Below are 19,406 nucleotides of genomic sequence, written 5' to 3'. Positions count from 1 at the left end.
GAAATCAAACGAGATCCTGTTGTGGCAAATCAGTAAACTTTCGTCTCTTTTTAACAAAAAACTGCCACACTACGCTGCCCTGGAAAGTGCCTTGTGAGTTATGAGTTATGAGTTGTGAGTTATTTAATCCTTTTGCCTTTTGCCTTTTACCTTTCACCTTAAATAAGCCTAAAACAAAGGCCTGATGTGCCCTGCTTACGGCCCAGGCATCTTTACGTTTACCTTCCATCATGAACCGGATAAGGGCAAGCAAATCCATTAAAAAGCGGATATTGATAACCCAGAATGCTCGCCAGAAAGGCAGGTTCTTTTTTAGCAATAAAAGGTTGTTCCTGAAATTAAGGTATGTTTTAAACGGATTTTCGGCATTAAGTGTACCACCGCCAACATGGTAAACGGTAGATTCGGCGCAATACATCACTTTATAGCCCATATTTTTTAGTCGCCAGCACAGGTCAATCTCTTCCATGTGGGCAAAAAAGTATTCGTCAAAACCGCCTGCCAGGTCCCAGTATTTCTTTTTGATGAACAGCGATGCACCCGAGGCCCAAAAAATCTCGCCCGATTGCTGGTATTGGCCATGGTCTTTCTCAACTTCATAAAACATGCGGCCACGGCAAAACGGGTAACCGTACGCATCAATAAACCCGCCTGCAGCGCCTGCGTGTTCAAAAGTATCTTTATTGGCATAAGCTAATAGCTTGGGCGCCGCCGCGGCTATCTTTTCGTCGCTTTCCATCAGGCTTATCACCGGCTCAATCCAACCGGGTACCACCTCAACATCGGAGTTTAGCAGGATATAATAATCGGCATCAACCTTGGCCAGCACGCGGTTATAGCCGCCGGTAAAACCATAATTTCCATCGTTTTGGATGATCTTTATTGTGGGATAGTTTTCTTTCACAAACGCCACCGAATCATCTGTGGAGGCATTATCTCCCAAAACAACATCAAGCCCAGGCCAGCTTGACGCCATTACCGAAGGAAGAAATTGTTTAAGGTATTTGATACCGTTCCAGTTTAAAATTACTACGGCAACTTTTGGTGCACTGATCATTTATGTTTGTCCTCCGGCTTAAACTTCCACCTCCGGTGACTCCATAGCCAATATTGAGGTTCCTTCCTGATCATTCCTTCCAGGTATTGCACATGCATTTCGGTTAACTCATGCTCTGCGGTCTGTTTCGGGTTTTCTGTCAGCGGAACCAATGTATAAGTATAATAACCGCGTTTAACGCGTTTCATATCGTAAAAAACAACAGCGGCATCAATTGTTTTCGATATTTTTTCGATGCCCAGGAAAACTGCTGTGGGCTGGTTTAAAAAACTGGTAAAATAGTTTACTTCGTTTACGCCCGGCGTTTGATCGCCTACCAATACGCTCACCGTTAATTCTTTACGGTACTCTACCATTTTACGCATGGTTTGTTTCATGGCAATGGGCTGCCCGCCAAACCGCGACCGGATCTGGATAAAAAAATCGTTAAAAATTTCGTTATTCAGGGGCTTGTAAACAATCATGAACCTGTTATTAGTCACAAAGTTAAAGTTCAACGCAGCCATTTCCCAATTGCAATAATGGCCTGCTACCGCTATGATGCTTTTGCCTTTTGCAAAATATTCGTGCACTAATCCGGCATTGGTGGCTACCACCCTTTTTTGAATTTGTTTTTCAGATACGGTAATCATTTTTACCGTTTCTACAATCAAATCGGCCAGGTAATGGTAGTATTTGCGTTCGATATCCTGGCGTTCCTTTTCTGTTTTTTCGGGGAAGGCGTTGGCCAGGTTTTGCTGTACAACTGCCCTGCGGTAATGAACAATGTGGTATATAATAACGAACAAAACATCAGATATGATGTATAAAAGCCAAAAGGGCAATAACGAGGTAAGGTATAAAAATAAAATCCCTAACCTTATAAACCCTTTTTTTACCATTATTTTAACCAATTTTGACCACAAACATAAAATATATGATTGAAAAAGGTGCTGTATTACCTATGTTTTATCTTCCGCCGGTTGAATACTTTGTACAATTAAACACGTACAAGCCTGATATACTGATAGAAAGAGAAGAACATTTCCCCAAACAAACTTATCGTAACCGGGCAAATATCTATTCGCCCGAGGGTATCCTTACACTGGTGGTGCCGGTGGTAAAAGGTTCAAAAACACATACCAAAGTTAAGGATGTTAAAATAAGCTACGATTTTGACTGGCAGCGCCTGCACTGGCTTAGCCTGGGTGCGTGTTACCGTAGCTCGGCCTATTTTGAATATTACGAGGCCGATTTTGCCCGGTTTTATGATAAGCAAAAACAGGTAACCTATTTATTTGATTACAACCAGGAGCTGTTACAAATGCTGCTAAAATTCCTCAAAATTAAAACGGAACCGCAGTACACATCCGAATATCATGCCGAATACCTTTCCATTCCAGACTTTCGTACGTCCATCCACCCAAAAAAAGAAACAGAGTTACAACAAAAACCGTATTTTCAGGTTTTTGAAGACCGGCAAGGCTTCCTGCAAAATTTGAGCATTGTCGATTTACTGTTTAACCAGGGCCCACAGGCCATAAATTATTTGTAAATGAATAATGTGATAAAAAGGGTTAAGTACAATGCCCGCCGCAATGCAGGAAATGTTGGCGACAGCCCCGGAATGATACGAGTGCCCGATGGCGCACTTAAGCCGCATATAGCCATGTTTAGCTATAATAAGGATGAGCTGATAACTTCCGAAGGCAAAGACATTAAGGTGATATTAGCGCAGTTGAAAAAATGCGATAACCATACCCACTGGATAAAAATTAATGGCCTTGGCGATGCCCGACTGATTGAACAAATTGGCGAGCACCTGAATATCAACCCCTTGGTTTTAGAGGATATTGCCAATATTCATCAACGCCCAAAGTTTGATGAGTACGAAGATTATGCCTTTAGTACCAGCCGCATTGTACATTTTAACAGCGAAGACGAACTGGTGAACCACCAGTTTTCGGCCATTATAAAGGATAACCTGATCATCAGCTTCGAAGAGGACCATGTGGAGTGCTTTGAGGCCGTTAAAGCCCGCTTAAAGGCTGGTAAAGGGGCTATCCGCACGGCGGGGCCCGGGTATATGTGTTATGCCCTTACAGATACTATAATTGACACCTATTTTATTTTGCTGGCGCAGATAGGCGATAAACTGGATGCCATTGAAGATAAGGTTTATACCGATGCTGATAAAAGCATCATGTTTAATTCGCAGCAAATTAAGCGTACGCTTATCATCATCCGCCGGGCAAGCTGGCCCGAGCGTGATAAGATAAACGACATGATCCGCTCCGACAGTCCGCTGATAACACCCGAGGTAAAGCTGTTTTTACGCGATGCCTATGACCATTGCATCCAGGCTATGGATTTGATTGAAAACTACAAAGAGGTAACCTCCAGCATTATCGATCTTTACTTATCTATGGTGAGCAACCGCATGAACGAGATTATGAAGGTGCTGACTATTATTTCGGTAATCTTCATCCCCCTGACATTTATAGCCGGTATTTACGGGATGAACTTTGCACGGCAAGACGATAAAGGCCACCTTATCCCCGATAATATGCCCGAGCTTTACTGGCATCATGGATATATTTATGCCATAGTTTTTATGTTTTTGATAGCCATTGTACAGGTATATGTATTTTGGAAAAAGGGGTGGTTTAATAAATTGTAAGCCCCACCTGGATCCTCCCCTGTAGTCTACCGTGTATCCGCAACTTTTAGATTTTACGAACTAATAAAACCGAATGTCATTTCGAGCGAACCAGAAAGGGGCTTGAGAGCAGGGGGTGAGGAGAAATCTTCGACACCCTGTATTCCAATAGGCTGGTTGCGATGCAAGTCGTTAAAGATTTCTCTTTCGCGCCCCCTCTTCCCCCCTCAAGCTCTATCGAAATGACAATTTTCTTTTGTTAAAAAGGTGTTACTTCGCAAACTCCGGCTTTAATTCTGCAACCATCGCTTTCCTGAATTTCAGCACTTTGGGTGTTGATACCGAGGCAATATAGGGTTGGCTTAAATGCGTTTTGTAATAGCCCTGGTGATAATTTTCGGCGGCGTAAAATACGGTAAACGGAACAACCTGTGTAACTATCGGATTATTATAATGCTTTGATTCATTTACTTTTTTGATTGTAGCCAGCAGGATATTTTTTTCTTCGGGTGTACGGTAAAAAGCTATCGAGCGGTAATCTGTACCTTCATCAGGCCCCTGGCGGTTTAACGTAGTTGGGTCGTGGGCAAAAAAGAAAGCTTCGGCAATTGTAGCGTAGCTAATCACCTTAGGATCATAATAAATCTGCACTGTTTCGGCATGATTGGTGGTGCGGGTGCTAACATCTTCATAGGTCGGATTTTTGGTATTTCCACCGGCATATCCCGAAATAACTTTGTTTACCCCTTTAAGCTCGGACATGGCCTCGCTCATACTCCAAAAACACCCGCCGCCAAAGGTAGCCAGGGCTTCGCCTGTTTTGGGTTTTGGCAACTGGGCCATTCCATCCTGGTTAGGTTGTCCGTTTGCGCAGCCTATAAATAAAAATACGCCGGCAATATATAACATCAACTTTTTCATAATTATTTATGTTTTTACTCTTAGTCGGATATACGCAGGATACCTTACAAGCGGATGGTCATCAATTGGTCACGTTAAGCTATTTTAGTTTCGGGCTAATGCCCTGGCCTTTATTCAATGACTTGCGCACCATAAACAAAATCTCGCCTAATCCATTGGTCTTGATCTCGAAAACGGTAGATAACATCATCCCAAGCTTATCTTTTGTAAAACCTTTACCGCTCATCCACTCCAGGTAACTAATTGGTATATCGGCAATTATTGTGCCTTTGTACTTACCATAAGGCATTTGTGTTTGTACAATATCAATCAATACTTTGGGGTCGGGTTGTAAGTTTTTCACGCGTTAAAGATAATGTTTTTGGGATTGAAGATTTACCCTGATACTAACCCATATACTGCAAACACAAAGCAGTAACATGTGTTAGTATTAAAATTATAAATTATGGAACAGCAAATTGAAGCCACATTAACCGGCACCGACAGTACAATTGATGGTACATTACAACCCATCGCTTACGGTAATTTTACAAAAGCATATGAATTTAAGTCGGTTGATGGCACACTGTACCTGGTGATAGCGCAGGAAGCCGATGGAGAATGGATCAGGTTAACCGGCACTGAGCCATACCTGTCAAGTTGGATTGACGAACTTGCAGAGCAGGTGGGCTGAATTCATATATAGTTAAAAGCAGAAAGTAATTATTGGCAATTAACCCGACTTAGTCACTTCATCCAAAAAAATAGCCGGCTTTAAAAAACTTAAACAAAATCATATAATCGAGCACCGGCTGCAAACACCGGTGCTTGATTATATAAGCAGTGCAAACGCATCTAATCGTTAACAGCGATAGCATCAGGAAGATATAAGCAACAAACGATACCTTGTTTTTATTGCCTGATCCTGTTTAATAATCCAGGTACGGAAGGGACCTGGATTATTAAACAGGATCAGGCACAAATTTTGGGATTTACCTAAATTGCGCAATCAATTCAATGTTAACCATGATTAAATATAAAATATTGATTATCAATTACTTATAAATCATTTATCTGAAATGTGTTAAGTTATGTTAACCCAATTGGATGCGTTTGCAGTTATTATATAAGGTTAAAGTTTTATAGGCTTCATTTTAGGAACAAGCGCATGCATAATTAACCATGCCAGTATGTAGGCGCTGCCGCAAACAAAAAACATGATGTAATAAGCAATTTCTATTTTATGAATAGCGCGGTAATGTACAAACAGATTTTTTTGTACCGCCATTGACAAAAACACACCACCTATCGACCCAAACATGCCTCCAATGCCGGTAACTGATCCTATAGATTTTTTAGGGAACATATCCGATACTGTTGTAAATATATTGGCGCTCCAGGCCTGGTGTGCCGATGCGGCAATACCTATAACCAATACAGCAAGCCACATGTTGATGCCGCCCAAAACCTGTGCAAAAACAATAGGGATCACAAACAAAGCGTAAATAAACATAGATGTTTTCCGGGCCTTAAAAACCGCCCAGTTATTCCTGATCAGCCGCATTGGCAACCAACCGCCAAAAACACTTCCAACTGTCGACATGGTATAAACAGCCGCCACGGGGAATGCTACATCTGTACCTTTTAAACCATACTGGCTTTGCAAAAAATCTGGCAGCCAAAACAGGTAAAACCACCAGATAGGGTCAGTTAAAAACTTGCCGATAACAAATGCCCAGGTTTGTTTAAAGGTGAGCAGTTTGCCCCATGATATTTTTTCGCCCTCAATTAATTTTTCGTCCGGCGTTGCTGTTTCCTCGTCGCTGTTGATATAATCAAGTTCTGCTTGTGTTACATATTTATGTTTAGCAGGGGTTTGGTAAAAAAGGTACCAAAGTAGCAGCCAGATAAAACCTATTGAACCTGTAATTACAAATGCCCAACGCCAGCCCCACATAACGGCTATAAATGGCACCGTTAAAGGAGCAACAATGGCCCCGATGTTTGATCCGGAATTGAAGATGCCGGTTGCAAAAGCCCTTTCTTTCTTAGGGAACCACTCGGCTACGGTTTTGATGGCAGCCGGGAAGTTACCGGCCTCGCTTATCCCTAACGCCGAACGAACAACGCCAAAACCAAATGTACTGGTAACAAAAGCGTGGCACACTGCGGCTATGCTCCAAAAAAAAGTCGACAAAAAATAGCCCAGCTTGGTACCTACTTTGTCGATAATGCCACCCGCAGCCAATAAACCTAAAGAATATGCTATTTTAAATGCAATTTCAATATTGGCATAATCCCCATCGTTCCATTTGAATTCATCTGTTAGCGGCGACTTTAACAGGCTAATTACAGCCCTGTCAAGGTAATTAATGGTGGTTGCAAAAAAAACAAGCGAACATATCACCCATCTGTAATTTCCAACTTTTGCTTCTTTCATTATATAATTGGTTTATATTTTATTGGTTTATAGGCGCAAACGAGGGGCAATTCGCGCTAAAATCAGGCTTTAATCACTATGCCTTCGGCTTTCAGCACAAAAGTTACCGGGCAGCTTTAACCATGTCAAGCAGTGTTATGGTATCACTGTATAATTGGTCGTACAGTTTATTTTCCAACACATTTTTGCTGATCAATTTGCTGCCCATACCCACCGCGCAAACGCCGGCCCTAAACCAGCCGCTAATGCTGTTGATATTCAAGTCGACGCCGCCCGTTGGTATAAACAACTGCCCGGCAAACAAATCGCGGATTGACGATACAAACTCCGGCCCTAAAATATTGGCGGGGAAAATTTTTATTAACGCCGCACCGTGCTGCTGCGCTGTATAAATTTCGGTAGGCGTCATACATCCCGGAATCCATAGTAACTCCTGTTTCGCGGTAAATTCGCCCACTTCTGGATTCACAATTGGCGATACAATAAAATCGGCCCCGGCTTCAATAAAAGCTGTTGCTTCGTTAAGACTTTTAATGGTGCCGATACCCAGGTGCAAATCGGGCATTTCAGTTTGTTGCGCCTGTTTTAACACTTTAAAATTAGCCAGCGCAGCTGCGCCACGGTTGGTATATTCAAATACCCTCACCCCTGCTTTATACAATGTGCGGGTAATTTCAAGGCTAACGTCAGCATCGGGATAAAAAAACAGCGGCAAGGTGCCCTGTGTTAATATCGCATCCAGTACTATATCTTTTTTGCTCATAATTTTGTTAAGTATTGAGTTCTGAGTCTTGAGTTCTAAGTCGAGAGTCTTAAGTCCAAAATCTAATTTGTCACTTTTGACTTAGAACTTAAGATTCAAAACTATCCGTCATTTCGAAATTGAGATCACATTAATAATTTCTTCAACCGTTTTAGTGGTGGCATCGCCCTCAATAAACAGTTTGGTGTATGCGGCGGCCGTTGCAAACTGTAATGTTTGTTGCGGCCCAACGTTATTGTAAAAACCATAAATAAGCCCGGCCATAAAGCAATCGCCACTGCCAACTTTGTCAACCACTTTGTCGGTTTCATACTGGCTGGAGTTGTATAGTTTATCGCCGGTATATAAGGCCGTATAGTAGTTAATACCCTCGCCGGCATCAAACCTGAAAGTATTGGCAACAGCCTTGCATTTGGGGTATTGAGCCATGATGGTTTCCGATGTTTTTAGTGCCTCTTTCAGGTAAATGCTTTTTTGTCCCGATTCATGGATATCCGGCGCTACCGGGATGTCGAGCATCAACTCGGCGGCCCAAACATTACCCATTACCAAATCGGCATATTTTACAAGCTGTGGCATTATATCAACCGGTTGTTTGCCGTATTTCCACAATCTTGAACGGTAATTTAAATCAACAGAAATGGTGATTCCTTTTGCCGAAGCAGCTTCCAGCACTTCCAGGCAAACATCGGCCACATCCTGGCTTATGGCCGGGCATATGGCGCTGAAATGGAACCAGCTTACGCCATCCAAAACCTCGTTCCAGTTAACGTGTCGGGGTTTTAACGTGGCAAATGCCGAGCCGGCACGGTCATAAATAAGGGCGTTGTTTTTAACATCCTTACCCTGGGTTAAATAATACAACCCTATCCTATCGCCCTGCTTAAGTATGGGCGAAGTATCAACCTTTTTTGCCTCCAGGTGATCAATTATCTGGGCCGACAGGGCGTTATCCGGCAGGGCCGTAAAATATGCCGATGGTAATTGCCAAAGCGCCAGTGCGCCCGCTACATTCAGTTCGGCACCGCCTATAAAAAATGGCAGCTGGTTATCGTTCAGCCATTGACCACCTGCATCGGGGCATATCCGCAAAAGCAGTTCTCCGAATGAAAGGATGCGGCCTTTTGGTGCTGTTATCTCAAATGGTGCACTCATTTGCTCTGATCGAAATTAAAGTAATTCTTCGCGTTATAATAACAAATATCCTGCACTATTTTACCCGTCCATGCGATATCGTTTGGCAACTCGCCGTTTTCGATATCATCGCCAAACAGGTTACAAACCAGCCTGCGGAAATACTCGTGCCTTGGGAAAGATAAGAAGCTGCGCGAATCGGTAAGCATCCCTACCAGCCTGCTGAGCAAGCCTATGTTGGATAGCGCATTCATCTGTTTGGTCATGCCGTCCTTTTGATCCAAAAACCACCAGGCCGAGCCAAACTGGATTTTACCGGCTACCGAACCATCGTTAAAATTACCCGTCATGGATGCCATCAATTCGTTATCGGCAGGGTTTAAGTTATACAGGATAGTTTTACTAAGCTGATTGGTTGTATCCAAGCGGTTCAGGAATTTAGACAAAGCCCTGCCCTGCGAAAAATCACCTATTGAATCCCAGCCGGTATCAGGCCCAAGCTCGCTTAATCCGCGGGCGTTGTTATTGCGCAAGGCACCCAGGTGCAACTGCATTACCCAGCCTTTTTCGTGGTTCCACAAGGCAAAATTATGCAGCATGGCCGATTTAAATTGCAGGGCTTCGGTTGCATCCAAAGACTGGTTGTTCCTTATCTTGATAAATATATCAGCTATCTCGGCATCGGTATAATCTTCCGCATATACCTGCTCCAAACCATGGTCGGATAAACGGCCTCCGTTTGCCGCAAAATAATCGTGGCGGCCTTTTAAAGCCCATAAATAAGCATCAATGGTATTGATAGCGGTGCCTGCTACTGCCTGCAGTTTATCAATGTACAGGTTTAATCCTACCAAATCATCGGCATTCATTGCCTTGTCCGGCCGGAAAGTTGGCAACACCCGTACTTCGTAACCATCGGCTTTTATTTTTTGATGATAAGCCAGATTGTCAAGCGGATCGTCGGTAGTGCAAATTACCTCAACATTTTTGCTTTTGATGATATTGCGGATACTATACGCCGGCGATTGGAGTTTTTTGCTGCACTCGTCATAAATCTGCCGGGCCGTAACCGGCGACAGCAGGTCGTGAATATCAAAATATCGTTGCAGTTCAAGGTGTGTCCAGTGGTAAAGGGGGTTGCGCAGTGTATAGGGTACGGTAGCCGCCCATTGTTCAAATTTTTCCAGGTCGGTTTTCGTCCCGGTAATGTAATCCTCATCAACGCCGTTGGCACGCATGGCCCGCCATTTATAGTGGTCGCCGTTGAGCCATACCTGGGTTATGTTTTCAAAGTTGATATCGCCGGCAATCTGGTCGGGCGGCAAATGGCTATGGTAATCAATAATAGGCAAATCCGCGGCATATTCATGGTACAGGTGCCGCGCGGTTTGGGTAGTTAATAAAAAGTCTTTATCTAAAAAGTTTTTCATCAATAGTAGGTTATGCTTTATCCAATAAAGAGCGTTTAACGCCCATTTCAAGCCCCCGTAACTCGGCAAGCCCTTTCAGCCTGCCTATAGCCGAGTAGCCGTGGTAAGTTTTGTGGTTAAAATCGTCCAACAGTTTATGTCCATGATCGGGGCGCATGGGTATGGCAATATCATCACGACCATCGGCCACACGTTTTTGTTGCTCCAATACAATATTTTTCATCACGGCATACATATCGGTACTGCCGCCCAAATGCTCGGCCTCGTAAAAGCTGCCATCAGCCTCGCGCTGCACATTGCGCAGGTGCAGGAAGTGGATATGTTCGCCTAAACGTTCAACAATTCCCGGCAAATCATTATCGGCCCTTGCCCCTAATGACCCAGTACAAAAAGTGATGCCATTGCTGGGCGAAGGGTAATAGTTAACCAGATCGGCCAAATCCTGCTCGGTAGATACCACTCTTGGTAAACCCAGTATCGGGAAGGGAGGATCGTCCGGGTGGATGCACATTTTAACGCCTGCTTTTTCGGCCGCCGGTATAATGCCCCTTAAAAAGTATGCAAGGTTTTCCTTTAAACCCGCGGCGTCAACATCCGCGTAGCGCTTCAGGTGCTCCTTAAATTCGGGAATGGTTAGTGTTTTGTTGGTGCCTGGTAACCCAGCCATCAGGTTATTGATCAGCTGCGTGCGTTCTTCGGCAGCAATATTGTCCAGGTATTGTTTGGCAACCTGCTGTTGGGCAGCGCTGTAATCATCGCGGGCACCAAGGCGCTCCAGGATATACAAATCAAAAGCGGCTAAAGCTTTAGCATCATACCTTAAAGCAGTTGCTTTGTTGGCCAGCAGGTAATCCAGGTCGGTACGCGTCCAATCAAGCACGGGCATAAAGTTGTAACAAACAATATTGATGCCTGCCTGCGCCAGGTTTTGAAGCGTAGCCACATAGTTTTGGATATATGTATCCCTATCGGCACCGGCGGTTTTTATACTTTCATGAATGTTTACGCTCTCTACAACCGACCACCGTAAACCAGCTGCCTCAATTATATTTTTACGCTGGATGATTTCATCCAAACTCCAAACCTCGCCAACTGGGATGTGGTAAAGTGCTGTAACAACGCCGGTAGCTCCGGATTGCGAAATTGCTGTTAGTGTAACCGGATCGGCAGGGCCAAACCACCGGAATGTTTCTTCTAAATTATTCACTATAGGTTAATGGTATTGTAGTTTGAACGGGCAAATTACACATCATTAGTTTAGGATGGAAACGATATTTGCAACAATCTACGATAACGATTGCGGAGCCTCACCCTGCCCTCTCCAAAGGAGAGGGTTCTGATTTTCAGCTTTAACTTTATTTTCAGAAACCGGTTAAAAAAAAGAGCGGCAGGTAAAACCCGCCGCTCGTTAAATATTTCAACAAAATTGGCCACTACCAGAAAACAGAGTAAAGCGCAACCACGATGCCGGTAATAATTACTGCACCTGCCAGGAAGCCTCTTGAAGTTTTAAACATAGATGCATCAATTTCCAGTCCGTTAGTAGTGATACCTCTTGCCTGGTCAATTTTTGAAATGATATACATACCAATAACGCAAACGATGAATACAAAACCCATACGATCAAGGAAAGGGATTTCATACAGTTGGGTCACTTTATCGTCCTGTAAAGCCAGTTTCGAGAAACCGTACGGCGACAGGAAGCTCAGGTCGGCAAAACGAGGTAACAATTTAAAGAAACACGACAGAATGAAACCACCGATGGTTGCAAACAGGGCCGCGTTTGAAGTAGCCTTTTTCCAGAAGAAGCCAAGGATAAACATGGCAAAAATTCCCGGCGATACAAAGCCTGTATATTCCTGTATGTACTGGAAGCCTTGTTTACCTTCGCCCATTAATGCTTTACCAATAAGCTCGGACAAAAGAATACCCAATACCATGGCCACAACAACACTCCATTTTCCTAAGCTTACCAGTTTTTTGTCGGTTGCACCAGGGTTAATAGCTTTTTTGTAGATATCTAAAGTAAAGATGGTAGCAATACTATTTGCTTTACCGGCTAACGAAGCTACAATAGCGGCTGTTAAAGCGGCAAATGAAAGACCTTTTAGCCCGGTTGGCAATAAATTTAACAGTGAAGGGTAAGCCTTATTAGGATCCATAACGCCCGATGAGCTCATCATTTCCTGGTGGAACATGCCTTTTTGATACAACAGATAAGCAGCTATACCTGGCAATACTACAATAACCGGCATCAGCAACTTAAGGAAAGCCGCAAACAGGATACCGCCACGCGCGGTTTTAAGGTTTGCACCCAACGCCCTTTGCGTAATGTACTGGTTACAACCCCAATAGTTAAGGTTAGTAATCCACATACCGCCTATCAGCACCGATAAACCCGGCAGATCCATATAGTTTGGATTATCTTTCTTAAATATCATGTGGAAGTGATCTGTAGCTTCGGTATGCAGAATTTTGAAACCATTTAATAAACCTGTTGTACCTTCTTTTTCGCTTAGAAGCGTTAATGCAAGGTATGAGGCCATTAATCCTCCTAAAATAAGCACAGCAACCTGGATAACATCGGTATAACCAATAACCTTCATACCTCCCAGTGTAATAACTACCGAGAATATAGCCAGCAGCCAGATACACAAGTGAATATCTAAGCCAGAGATACCGCTGATAGCCAATGCGCCCAGGTAGAGGATTGACATTAAGTTAACCACAATGTACAGCAACAGCCAGAAGATAGCCATGATCATGGCCACCGTGCCATTATAGCGCTGATGCAAAAACTGCGGCATGGTGAAGATCTTATTTTTAAGATACACCGGTATAAAAAACACCGCCACAATGATCAGCGTAATTGCTGCCATCCACTCGTAGGTTGATATAGCCAAACCCATCTTAAACGCCGATCCGCTGGTGCCGATAAACTGCTCGGCAGAGATATTGGAGGCGATTAATGAAGCACCGATTGCCCACCAGGTAAGCGACCCTTCGGCCAAAAAATAGTCTTTCGAGGTCGCGTCGGCATTATGCTTACGCTTGTATACCCAATAGCCATAGCTGGATACTATAACAAAGTAGATAAAAAATACAGCATAATCGCCGTACGAGAGGGTTTTCAGGTTCATTGTTTGGTTAAGTTGGTTTTAATAATGTTAGATTGACAATTATAAGCTATATATAGCGATTTATCAAATTTTCTAAATATTCTTGTCGGCCGCTTAATGTTTTTGGCTCACCATTGGTTATTGCATAGTTACGCAAATCTTCTAACGATAACTTACCATCCTCAAAATCTTTTCCCGAACCTGCATCAAATGAGGCATATCTGTCGGTACGGATCTTTTTATACTCCGATTTTTGCAAAATATTATCAGCTATTACCAGGGCGCGGGCGAAGATATCCATGCCACCAATATGGGCGTAGAATAAGTCGGCCTGATCGGTTGAGTTACGGCGAATTTTGGCATCAAAGTTAATACCACCACCTTGTAAACCACCTGCCTCCAGGATAATCATCATCGATTCGGTGATCTCGTTAATGTCGTTCGGGAACTGATCGGTATCCCATCCGTTTTGGGTATCGCCACGGTTGGCATCTATCGAACCTAATAAACCCGAATCGGCAGCTACCTGTAATTCGTGCTGGAAAGTGTGGCCGGCCAATGTAGCGTGGTTAACTTCCAGGTTCAATTTAAAGTCATTCAGCAAATCGTATTTCTGCAAAAAGCCGAAAACGGTAGCCGCATCATAGTCATACTGGTGCTTGGTAGGCTCGCAAGGTTTTGGTTCGATAAAGAAGTTTCCTTTAAAACCTTGTTTGCGCGCGTAATCTTTAGCGGTATGTAAAAATTTAGCAAAATGTTCCTGCTCGCGTTTCATATCGGTATTAAGCAGGCTCATGTAACCTTCACGACCACCCCAGAAAACATAGTTTTCGCCGCCTAAAGCGATAGTCGCATCAATTGCCGCTTTAACTTGTGCGCCAGCGTGGGCTAATACATGAAAATCGGGATTGGTAGCGGCACCGTTCATATACCTGCGGTGGCTAAACAGGTTTGATGTTCCCCAAAGCAATTTAACACCGCTTTCGGCTTGTTTTTGTTTGGCATATTCAACCAAAGCCTGGATGCGGCGGTCGTTTTCGTTTACATCGTTGGTGTAATCTACCACGTCTACATCATGGAAACAGTAGTAAGGGATATTCATTTTKGTGATAAACTCAAATGCTGCATCCATTTTGTCTTTAGCGCGTTCTACAGCGTCGGCTTTTTCGTCCCAAGCAAAAATGTGGGTTGGTCCGCCAAACGGATCGGCGCCGTTACCATTAAATGAATGCCAGTAAGCGCAGGCAAAACGCAAATGCTCGGCCATGGTTTTACCGGCCACTACCCTGTTAGCATCATACCAGCGAAACGCCAGCGGGTTATCTGATTCCTGCCCTTCGTAAGCTATCTGCCCTATTCCTTTGAAAAATTCCTTTTCGCCTGTGATGATTTTCATATTGTTTAATTAGTGAATTACTGATTGTTTAATTATTGAATTACTGAGTTATTGAATTATTGAATTTCTTCTGTTTTAACCGGTCGGCTCCGACCTTTCGCTTTTAACCCTTTGTCCTTTTGCCTTTGTCCTTTAACCTTTCGCCTTTAACCTAATCTCAAGTAGCTCTTTCCACTCATTATAAATAGGTTCAAAATCAACGGAAAGATCCGGCTCTATTAATTGGATGGCTTTGGTGTTGCTGAATGCTTCTGACGGCGATTTGAAGATGCCTGCACCTATCCCTGCGCCTAAGGCCGCGCCTACGCTGCCGTCGTTATTGTATAGTTCAACGGGAACACCAGTGGCATTCACGAAAGTTTCGGTAAATAGCTCGCTTAAAAACAAGTTGCTTTTGCCGGCACGGATAACTGTTGGGTTCATGCCGTTGCTGCGCATGATATCAAAACCATAACGGAACGCGCAGGCAATGCCCTCCTGTACTGCGCGGAAAATATGCGCCTGGGTATGCAGGTTCAGGTCGATATTTTGGAAATGGGCGCCTACCTGTTTATTGTTCAGCATGCGCTCGGCACCGTTGCCAAATGGCAGTACGCGCAGGCCATCGCTGCCCAGGGGCGCTTTTTTTGCTTCCTGGTTAAGTTGATTGTAACCTAAGCCTGCGCCAAAATTGTATTTGGCCCAGCGGTATAAGCTTCCCGTTCCGTTTATGCAAAGCAATACGCCTAAACGTCTCTCCTCTTCGGCGTAGTTTACGTGTGCAAAGGTGTTGATGCGCGATTGCTGGTCATAAGCCAGTTGATCGCTTACGCCGTATATTACGCCGGATGTGCCTGCCGTAGCAGCTACCTCGCCCGGGTTTAATACATTTAATGATAAAGCATTATTTGGCTGATCGCCTGATTTATAGGTTACCGGGATGCCGGCTTTAAGGCCAAGTTTTTCGGCTACATCGCTTTTTAAGGCTCCGTGAGATGAAAAAACCGGGTTGATAACCGGGAACAAGCTTTCATCAAAACCAAAGTAATTGATAACATCTTTAGAGATGCCGTTGGTTTTAAAATCGAAGAATACCCCTTCGGATAAAGCCGATACCGAGGTGGTGATCTCGCCGGTTAGCTTCATGGCGATGTAATCGCCGGGCAGCATGATCTTGTCTATTTTAGCATAAATCTCCGGCTCATTCTCTTTTACCCAGGCCAGTTTGGATGCGGTAAAGTTGCCCGGCGAGTTTAGCAGGTGCGATAAGCATTTTTCTTCACCTATGGCGGCAAAGGCTTTATCGCCAATAGCAACGGCGCGGCTATCGCACCAGATAATGCTATCGCGTAAAACATTCTGGTTTTTATCAACCAAAACCAGGCCGTGCATCTGGTAAGCTATACCTATGGCGGCAATATCCTGTGAGTTGTAACCACCTTTGGCGTGGCAGCGCGCCAGTGCCTGTTGCGCCTGGTCCCACCACATGAGCGGCGATTGCTCGGCCCATCCCGGGTGTACGGCTTTTATCGGCGATTCCTCGTCCGGAAACTGTGCTGACGTTATAATTTGTTGCGTATCAGCGTTAACAACACTAACTTTAACTGAAGAAGTACCTATATCAATCCCTAATAATAACATGGATTTGTTTTGGGTTTTAGCATGAATAGTAAAAACGGGTTTATTTTTTGGCATTTAACTTCACGAAATTAAATAAATATTTAAAATTACAATCGATTGCGTAAAATATTTTTTCCAACTTGCACTTTATAATGAAAAAGGGAAAACGCACCACCATTTATGACATCGCCGAAAAACTGGGCATAACCGCTTCGTCGGTGTCTCGCGCACTGAATAACAGCAACCAGGTAAACGAAAAAACCAAGGAGCTGATCATGAAAACAGCCGATGAACTTAACTACAAGCGTAACGTCCTGGCATCAAACCTGCGCAAGGGGCACTCCAAAACTATTGGCATTGTGGTGCCGCGCATTAACCAAAACTTTTTTGCCAACGTTATTGCAGGTATCGAGGWAGCTWCCTATCAAAAAGGCTACAACCTGATCATCTGCCAATCGGGCGAATCGCATGATAAAGAGATACAGTGTGTAAATACCCTGATAAACCAGGATGTGGATTGTATTGTAATATCGGTATCGGCCGATGGCAGCGACTACCAGCACCTGCAAAACGTGATTGACCACGGCATCCAGCTCATCCAGTTTGACCGTGTGGCCGAGGAACTGGAAACCCTGAAAGTAATAAACGATAACGAACAGGCATCGTACGAGGCCGTATCGCACCTGATAGAAAGCGGCTACAAACGCATAGCCCTGCTGGAAGGCCCACAAAACCTCAGCATTTTTAAACAGCGTAAAACCGGCTACCTGCGGGCTTTAAATGCTTATAACATAGAAGTAATTAACGAACTGATAGTTGAAAACGCCTGGACAAAAGAACTGGGCGCCGAAGGTACCCGCAAACTATTAAGCCTCCCCCAGCCTCCCGATGCCATATTTGCCTCTACCTCCGATTTCTCGGCCCTGGGTGTTTTGGAGGTTGCTAACGCGATGAAAATTAAAGTGCCATCAGCTTTAGGCGTTTGCGGCTACGCCAACGAAGGATTCTCGGAAATTACCAGCCCATCCATAACCACGATAGATCAGTTTAGTATTTATATGGGCAATACGGTTGCCAACCTGTACTTCCAGGAAAAAGGCAATACCGATACCACATCCAAACCAAAAATCATCAGCATAAAACCTGAATTGATTATTAGGGGATCGACGGCGAGGAATGGGAAGGGGTAAAAATGGAAAGAAAAAAAATGTCGGTCGAATATATAATATTAAAATATTTGGAATTTAAATTCTTTCTTCTTGTAAACAAATTCAATTTATACCCAATTAAAAGTATATTTAACGTATGAAAGATGTGGCAACTGATTTGTAAACATAATTTTTGATAGTATAAACAAAAAGGTATCGTAGAGTTATTTTTAAAATTTCAGCTTTATGAATTATCCGTACGTATGTTATCCGGCTGCTCTTCATAGGATTCTTAGTGAAGATTTTGAACTTCCCGATATCGCGTCACAACCTCTTAAACCTGATCACACCCTACCCAAAGTTACTGGTGTGCCTTACATATGGTTTAGTATCGCAATTTTTATAATTGGAGCAATCTCAGATTCAGCAATAGTGTCGATCATTTCATCATTTTTGGTGCTATTTTCCTCCATATTTCTTTCTATTGAAAAAGCGAACTTAAAATCAGCTCAAAAAAGCTTCAAAAAAATTGACGATCAATATTTAGAGGCTATAGCGGTGTATTATTCCAAAATGAAAATCCGTAAAGAATTTATTGAAAACCTTAAAAATCCTAAATGGAAAAGCGACTATAAAAATAAATTAGTTAAAGATATATTCCTAAAGGCTACCAGGCCGGAGATCGTTTGTTTAACAAATAAAGGCATTACAGAGGATTTCTTTCATGATTATTTGGTAAAGTATTTTAACGACCTTCAAATCAAAACTAATTTGACTATCAAACAATATAATAAAAATTTGATGATTCCAGATTTTATAATATTCGATCAAAAAAACAACTTATATATTGATATCGAAATTGACGAGCCTTATACTTATCAAACTAGAGAGCCTATACATTATTATGAAGAAGAAAGTAAAAGCCATATCGACGGATACCGCAATTATTTTTTTACGACCAATAATTGGGTGGTTATTAGATTTGCAGAAGAACAAATTACCGATTATCCAAACCAATGTTGCTACTTCATAAGTACTATATTGCAAAGTTTAACAAATGGAAAAAGAAGCATTCTATCAACCTTTGAAAACAAAACTCTCAAAGAAATTAAATGTTGGACTAAAGAAATGAGTCTTGCAATGGAAAAGTCAAAGTATAGAGAAGACTATCTTTCTGCTACTAACGACTTAAATATTCTAAAGAAGGTAAGTCAAAATAATAATATAGCACAAATTGGCAACGTTAATAAAAGAAGACAGTCGTACAACTATTTAATGGCAAGTTGTTATGCAAAAAATATCAACGACGAGGTTTAATTTATTGAAAATATGTGACTTAGATTTCTAAACAGTGAAATAAAAATATTGGTTTCGCAAGACTCAAATTCTATCCCCCAAGGCATCTTTACGTAATTGTTCTAATGTGATATCCTTTCCTTCCCAAATACCTGCCAAAGCGGTAACATCAGGGTTTTCAGCAAAAGTTATTGGCAAATCTTTGGATTTTGATTTTTCCTTAATCGCAGAACCGGTTGACGACGTTTTAATACTCATGTCAAATAGTTTTGCCAGGTCCTGTAAGGCCTTTAAAGCTTTTTCTGTTTTATATTTTATAATCACTTCGGGCATTGTATCATCATTTGTACAAATATAATATAAGAAGTTACCATAATGTTACTTACGGTAACCCGACTTGAGCCAAGTAAGGATAAGCTGAGGAGTTTAAAATTGCACCCACTACCCACCCGGGGCGTACATCCTTTTGGAACTCATCATCATCAA

18 protein-coding genes are annotated in these 19,406 nt (G+C 42.8%); 5 read left to right on the top strand and 13 right to left on the bottom strand.

Going from position 1 to position 19,406, the window contains the following annotated elements:
• Positions 1–4: 4 nt before the first annotated feature.
• Together AC1DU2_RS23170 and AC1DU2_RS23165 are read right to left on the bottom strand one after the other, a co-directional pair.
• Positions 5–1,057 (bottom strand): glycosyltransferase family 2 protein, encoded by a 1,053-nt coding sequence (locus tag AC1DU2_RS23170; protein WP_477363829.1) that lies wholly within the window; start codon positions 1,055–1,057, stop codon positions 5–7.
• Positions 1,054–1,938: a lysophospholipid acyltransferase family protein gene (locus tag AC1DU2_RS23165; RefSeq protein ID WP_477387225.1), complete on the bottom strand. Its 885-nt coding sequence runs from the start codon at positions 1,936–1,938 to the stop codon at positions 1,054–1,056. The genes AC1DU2_RS23170 and AC1DU2_RS23165 overlap by 4 nt, the downstream gene beginning before the upstream one ends.
• A gap of 35 nt (positions 1,939–1,973) precedes the next feature.
• On the opposite strand from AC1DU2_RS23165, the gene AC1DU2_RS23160 reads away from it, so the two are divergent.
• A complete protein-coding gene (locus AC1DU2_RS23160; RefSeq protein ID WP_477387223.1) occupies positions 1,974–2,591 on the top strand; it encodes a WbqC family protein in 618 nt (205 codons plus the stop codon).
• Positions 2,592–3,716: a magnesium/cobalt transporter CorA gene (gene corA, locus AC1DU2_RS23155; protein ID WP_477387221.1), complete on the top strand. Its 1,125-nt coding sequence runs from the start codon at positions 2,592–2,594 to the stop codon at positions 3,714–3,716.
• A gap of 249 nt (positions 3,717–3,965) precedes the next feature.
• On the opposite strand, the gene msrA is transcribed toward corA, so the two are convergent.
• Both msrA and AC1DU2_RS23145 read right to left on the bottom strand, forming a co-directional pair.
• Positions 3,966–4,616: a peptide-methionine (S)-S-oxide reductase MsrA gene (gene msrA / locus AC1DU2_RS23150; protein ID WP_477363817.1), complete on the bottom strand. Its 651-nt coding sequence runs from the start codon at positions 4,614–4,616 to the stop codon at positions 3,966–3,968.
• A 79-nt stretch (positions 4,617–4,695) separates the two neighbouring features.
• Positions 4,696–4,959: a DUF3820 family protein gene (locus AC1DU2_RS23145; protein WP_477363814.1), complete on the bottom strand. Its 264-nt coding sequence runs from the start codon at positions 4,957–4,959 to the stop codon at positions 4,696–4,698.
• 102 nt (positions 4,960–5,061) lie between these two features.
• Between AC1DU2_RS23145 and AC1DU2_RS23140 the strand changes: the two genes are divergently transcribed.
• Positions 5,062–5,289 carry a hypothetical protein gene (locus tag AC1DU2_RS23140; RefSeq protein ID WP_477387219.1) on the top strand — a complete coding sequence of 76 codons (228 nt, stop codon included), beginning with the start codon at positions 5,062–5,064 and terminating at the stop codon, positions 5,287–5,289.
• A 438-nt stretch (positions 5,290–5,727) separates the two neighbouring features.
• Here the strand turns inward: AC1DU2_RS23140 and AC1DU2_RS23135 are convergent, their stop codons facing one another.
• The 8 genes from AC1DU2_RS23135 to AC1DU2_RS23100 all read right to left on the bottom strand — a co-directional run bounded on the left by AC1DU2_RS23135 (position 5,728) and on the right by AC1DU2_RS23100 (position 16,497).
• Positions 5,728–7,035: an MFS transporter gene (locus AC1DU2_RS23135; RefSeq protein ID WP_477387217.1), complete on the bottom strand. Its 1,308-nt coding sequence runs from the start codon at positions 7,033–7,035 to the stop codon at positions 5,728–5,730.
• 103 nt (positions 7,036–7,138) lie between these two features.
• Complete coding sequence (locus AC1DU2_RS23130; RefSeq protein ID WP_477387215.1) at positions 7,139–7,798, bottom strand: bifunctional 4-hydroxy-2-oxoglutarate aldolase/2-dehydro-3-deoxy-phosphogluconate aldolase; 660 nt, start codon at positions 7,796–7,798, stop codon at positions 7,139–7,141.
• A 108-nt stretch (positions 7,799–7,906) separates the two neighbouring features.
• The gene (locus tag AC1DU2_RS23125; RefSeq protein WP_477387213.1) at positions 7,907–8,953 is read right to left on the bottom strand and encodes a PfkB family carbohydrate kinase; all 1,047 of its coding nucleotides are present in this window, start codon (positions 8,951–8,953) and stop codon (positions 7,907–7,909) included.
• Entirely contained in the window at positions 8,950–10,362 is a 1,413-nt protein-coding gene (uxaC, locus tag AC1DU2_RS23120; RefSeq protein ID WP_477387211.1) for a glucuronate isomerase, read from the bottom strand. The genes AC1DU2_RS23125 and uxaC overlap by 4 nt, the downstream gene beginning before the upstream one ends.
• Positions 10,363–10,372: 10 nt before the next feature.
• On the bottom strand, positions 10,373–11,569 hold the full coding sequence (uxuA, locus tag AC1DU2_RS23115; RefSeq protein WP_477387209.1) for a mannonate dehydratase: 1,197 nt from the start codon (positions 11,567–11,569) through the stop codon (positions 10,373–10,375).
• Between the two features lie 226 nt (positions 11,570–11,795).
• Positions 11,796–13,496, bottom strand: a complete 1,701-nt coding sequence (locus tag AC1DU2_RS23110) for a sodium/sugar symporter (protein ID WP_477387290.1) — start codon at positions 13,494–13,496, stop codon at positions 11,796–11,798.
• A gap of 52 nt (positions 13,497–13,548) precedes the next feature.
• On the bottom strand, positions 13,549–14,877 hold the full coding sequence (gene xylA, locus AC1DU2_RS23105; protein ID WP_477363792.1) for a xylose isomerase: 1,329 nt from the start codon (positions 14,875–14,877) through the stop codon (positions 13,549–13,551).
• A gap of 132 nt (positions 14,878–15,009) precedes the next feature.
• Positions 15,010–16,497: a xylulokinase gene (locus AC1DU2_RS23100; RefSeq protein ID WP_477387288.1), complete on the bottom strand. Its 1,488-nt coding sequence runs from the start codon at positions 16,495–16,497 to the stop codon at positions 15,010–15,012.
• A gap of 131 nt (positions 16,498–16,628) precedes the next feature.
• Here AC1DU2_RS23100 and AC1DU2_RS23095 point away from each other — a divergent pair, with 131 nt between their 5' ends.
• Together AC1DU2_RS23095 and AC1DU2_RS23090 are read left to right on the top strand one after the other, a co-directional pair.
• Positions 16,629–17,666, top strand: coding sequence for a LacI family DNA-binding transcriptional regulator (locus tag AC1DU2_RS23095; RefSeq protein ID WP_477387207.1), 1,038 nt, complete (start codon positions 16,629–16,631; stop codon positions 17,664–17,666).
• A 204-nt stretch (positions 17,667–17,870) separates the two neighbouring features.
• Positions 17,871–18,941, top strand: a complete 1,071-nt coding sequence (locus tag AC1DU2_RS23090; RefSeq protein ID WP_477387205.1) for a hypothetical protein — start codon at positions 17,871–17,873, stop codon at positions 18,939–18,941.
• Positions 18,942–19,004: 63 nt separating this feature from the next.
• Here the strand turns inward: AC1DU2_RS23090 and AC1DU2_RS23085 are convergent, their stop codons facing one another.
• Positions 19,005–19,178: a hypothetical protein gene (locus tag AC1DU2_RS23085; RefSeq protein WP_477387203.1), complete on the bottom strand. Its 174-nt coding sequence runs from the start codon at positions 19,176–19,178 to the stop codon at positions 19,005–19,007.
• Between the last annotated feature and the right edge of the window lie 228 nt (positions 19,179–19,406).

It is taken from the genome of Mucilaginibacter sp. P4_C11 (assembly GCF_056402115.1).
The sequence above is the reverse complement of the archived record's forward strand: the minus strand, read 5'-3'. Positions and strand labels throughout refer to the sequence as shown.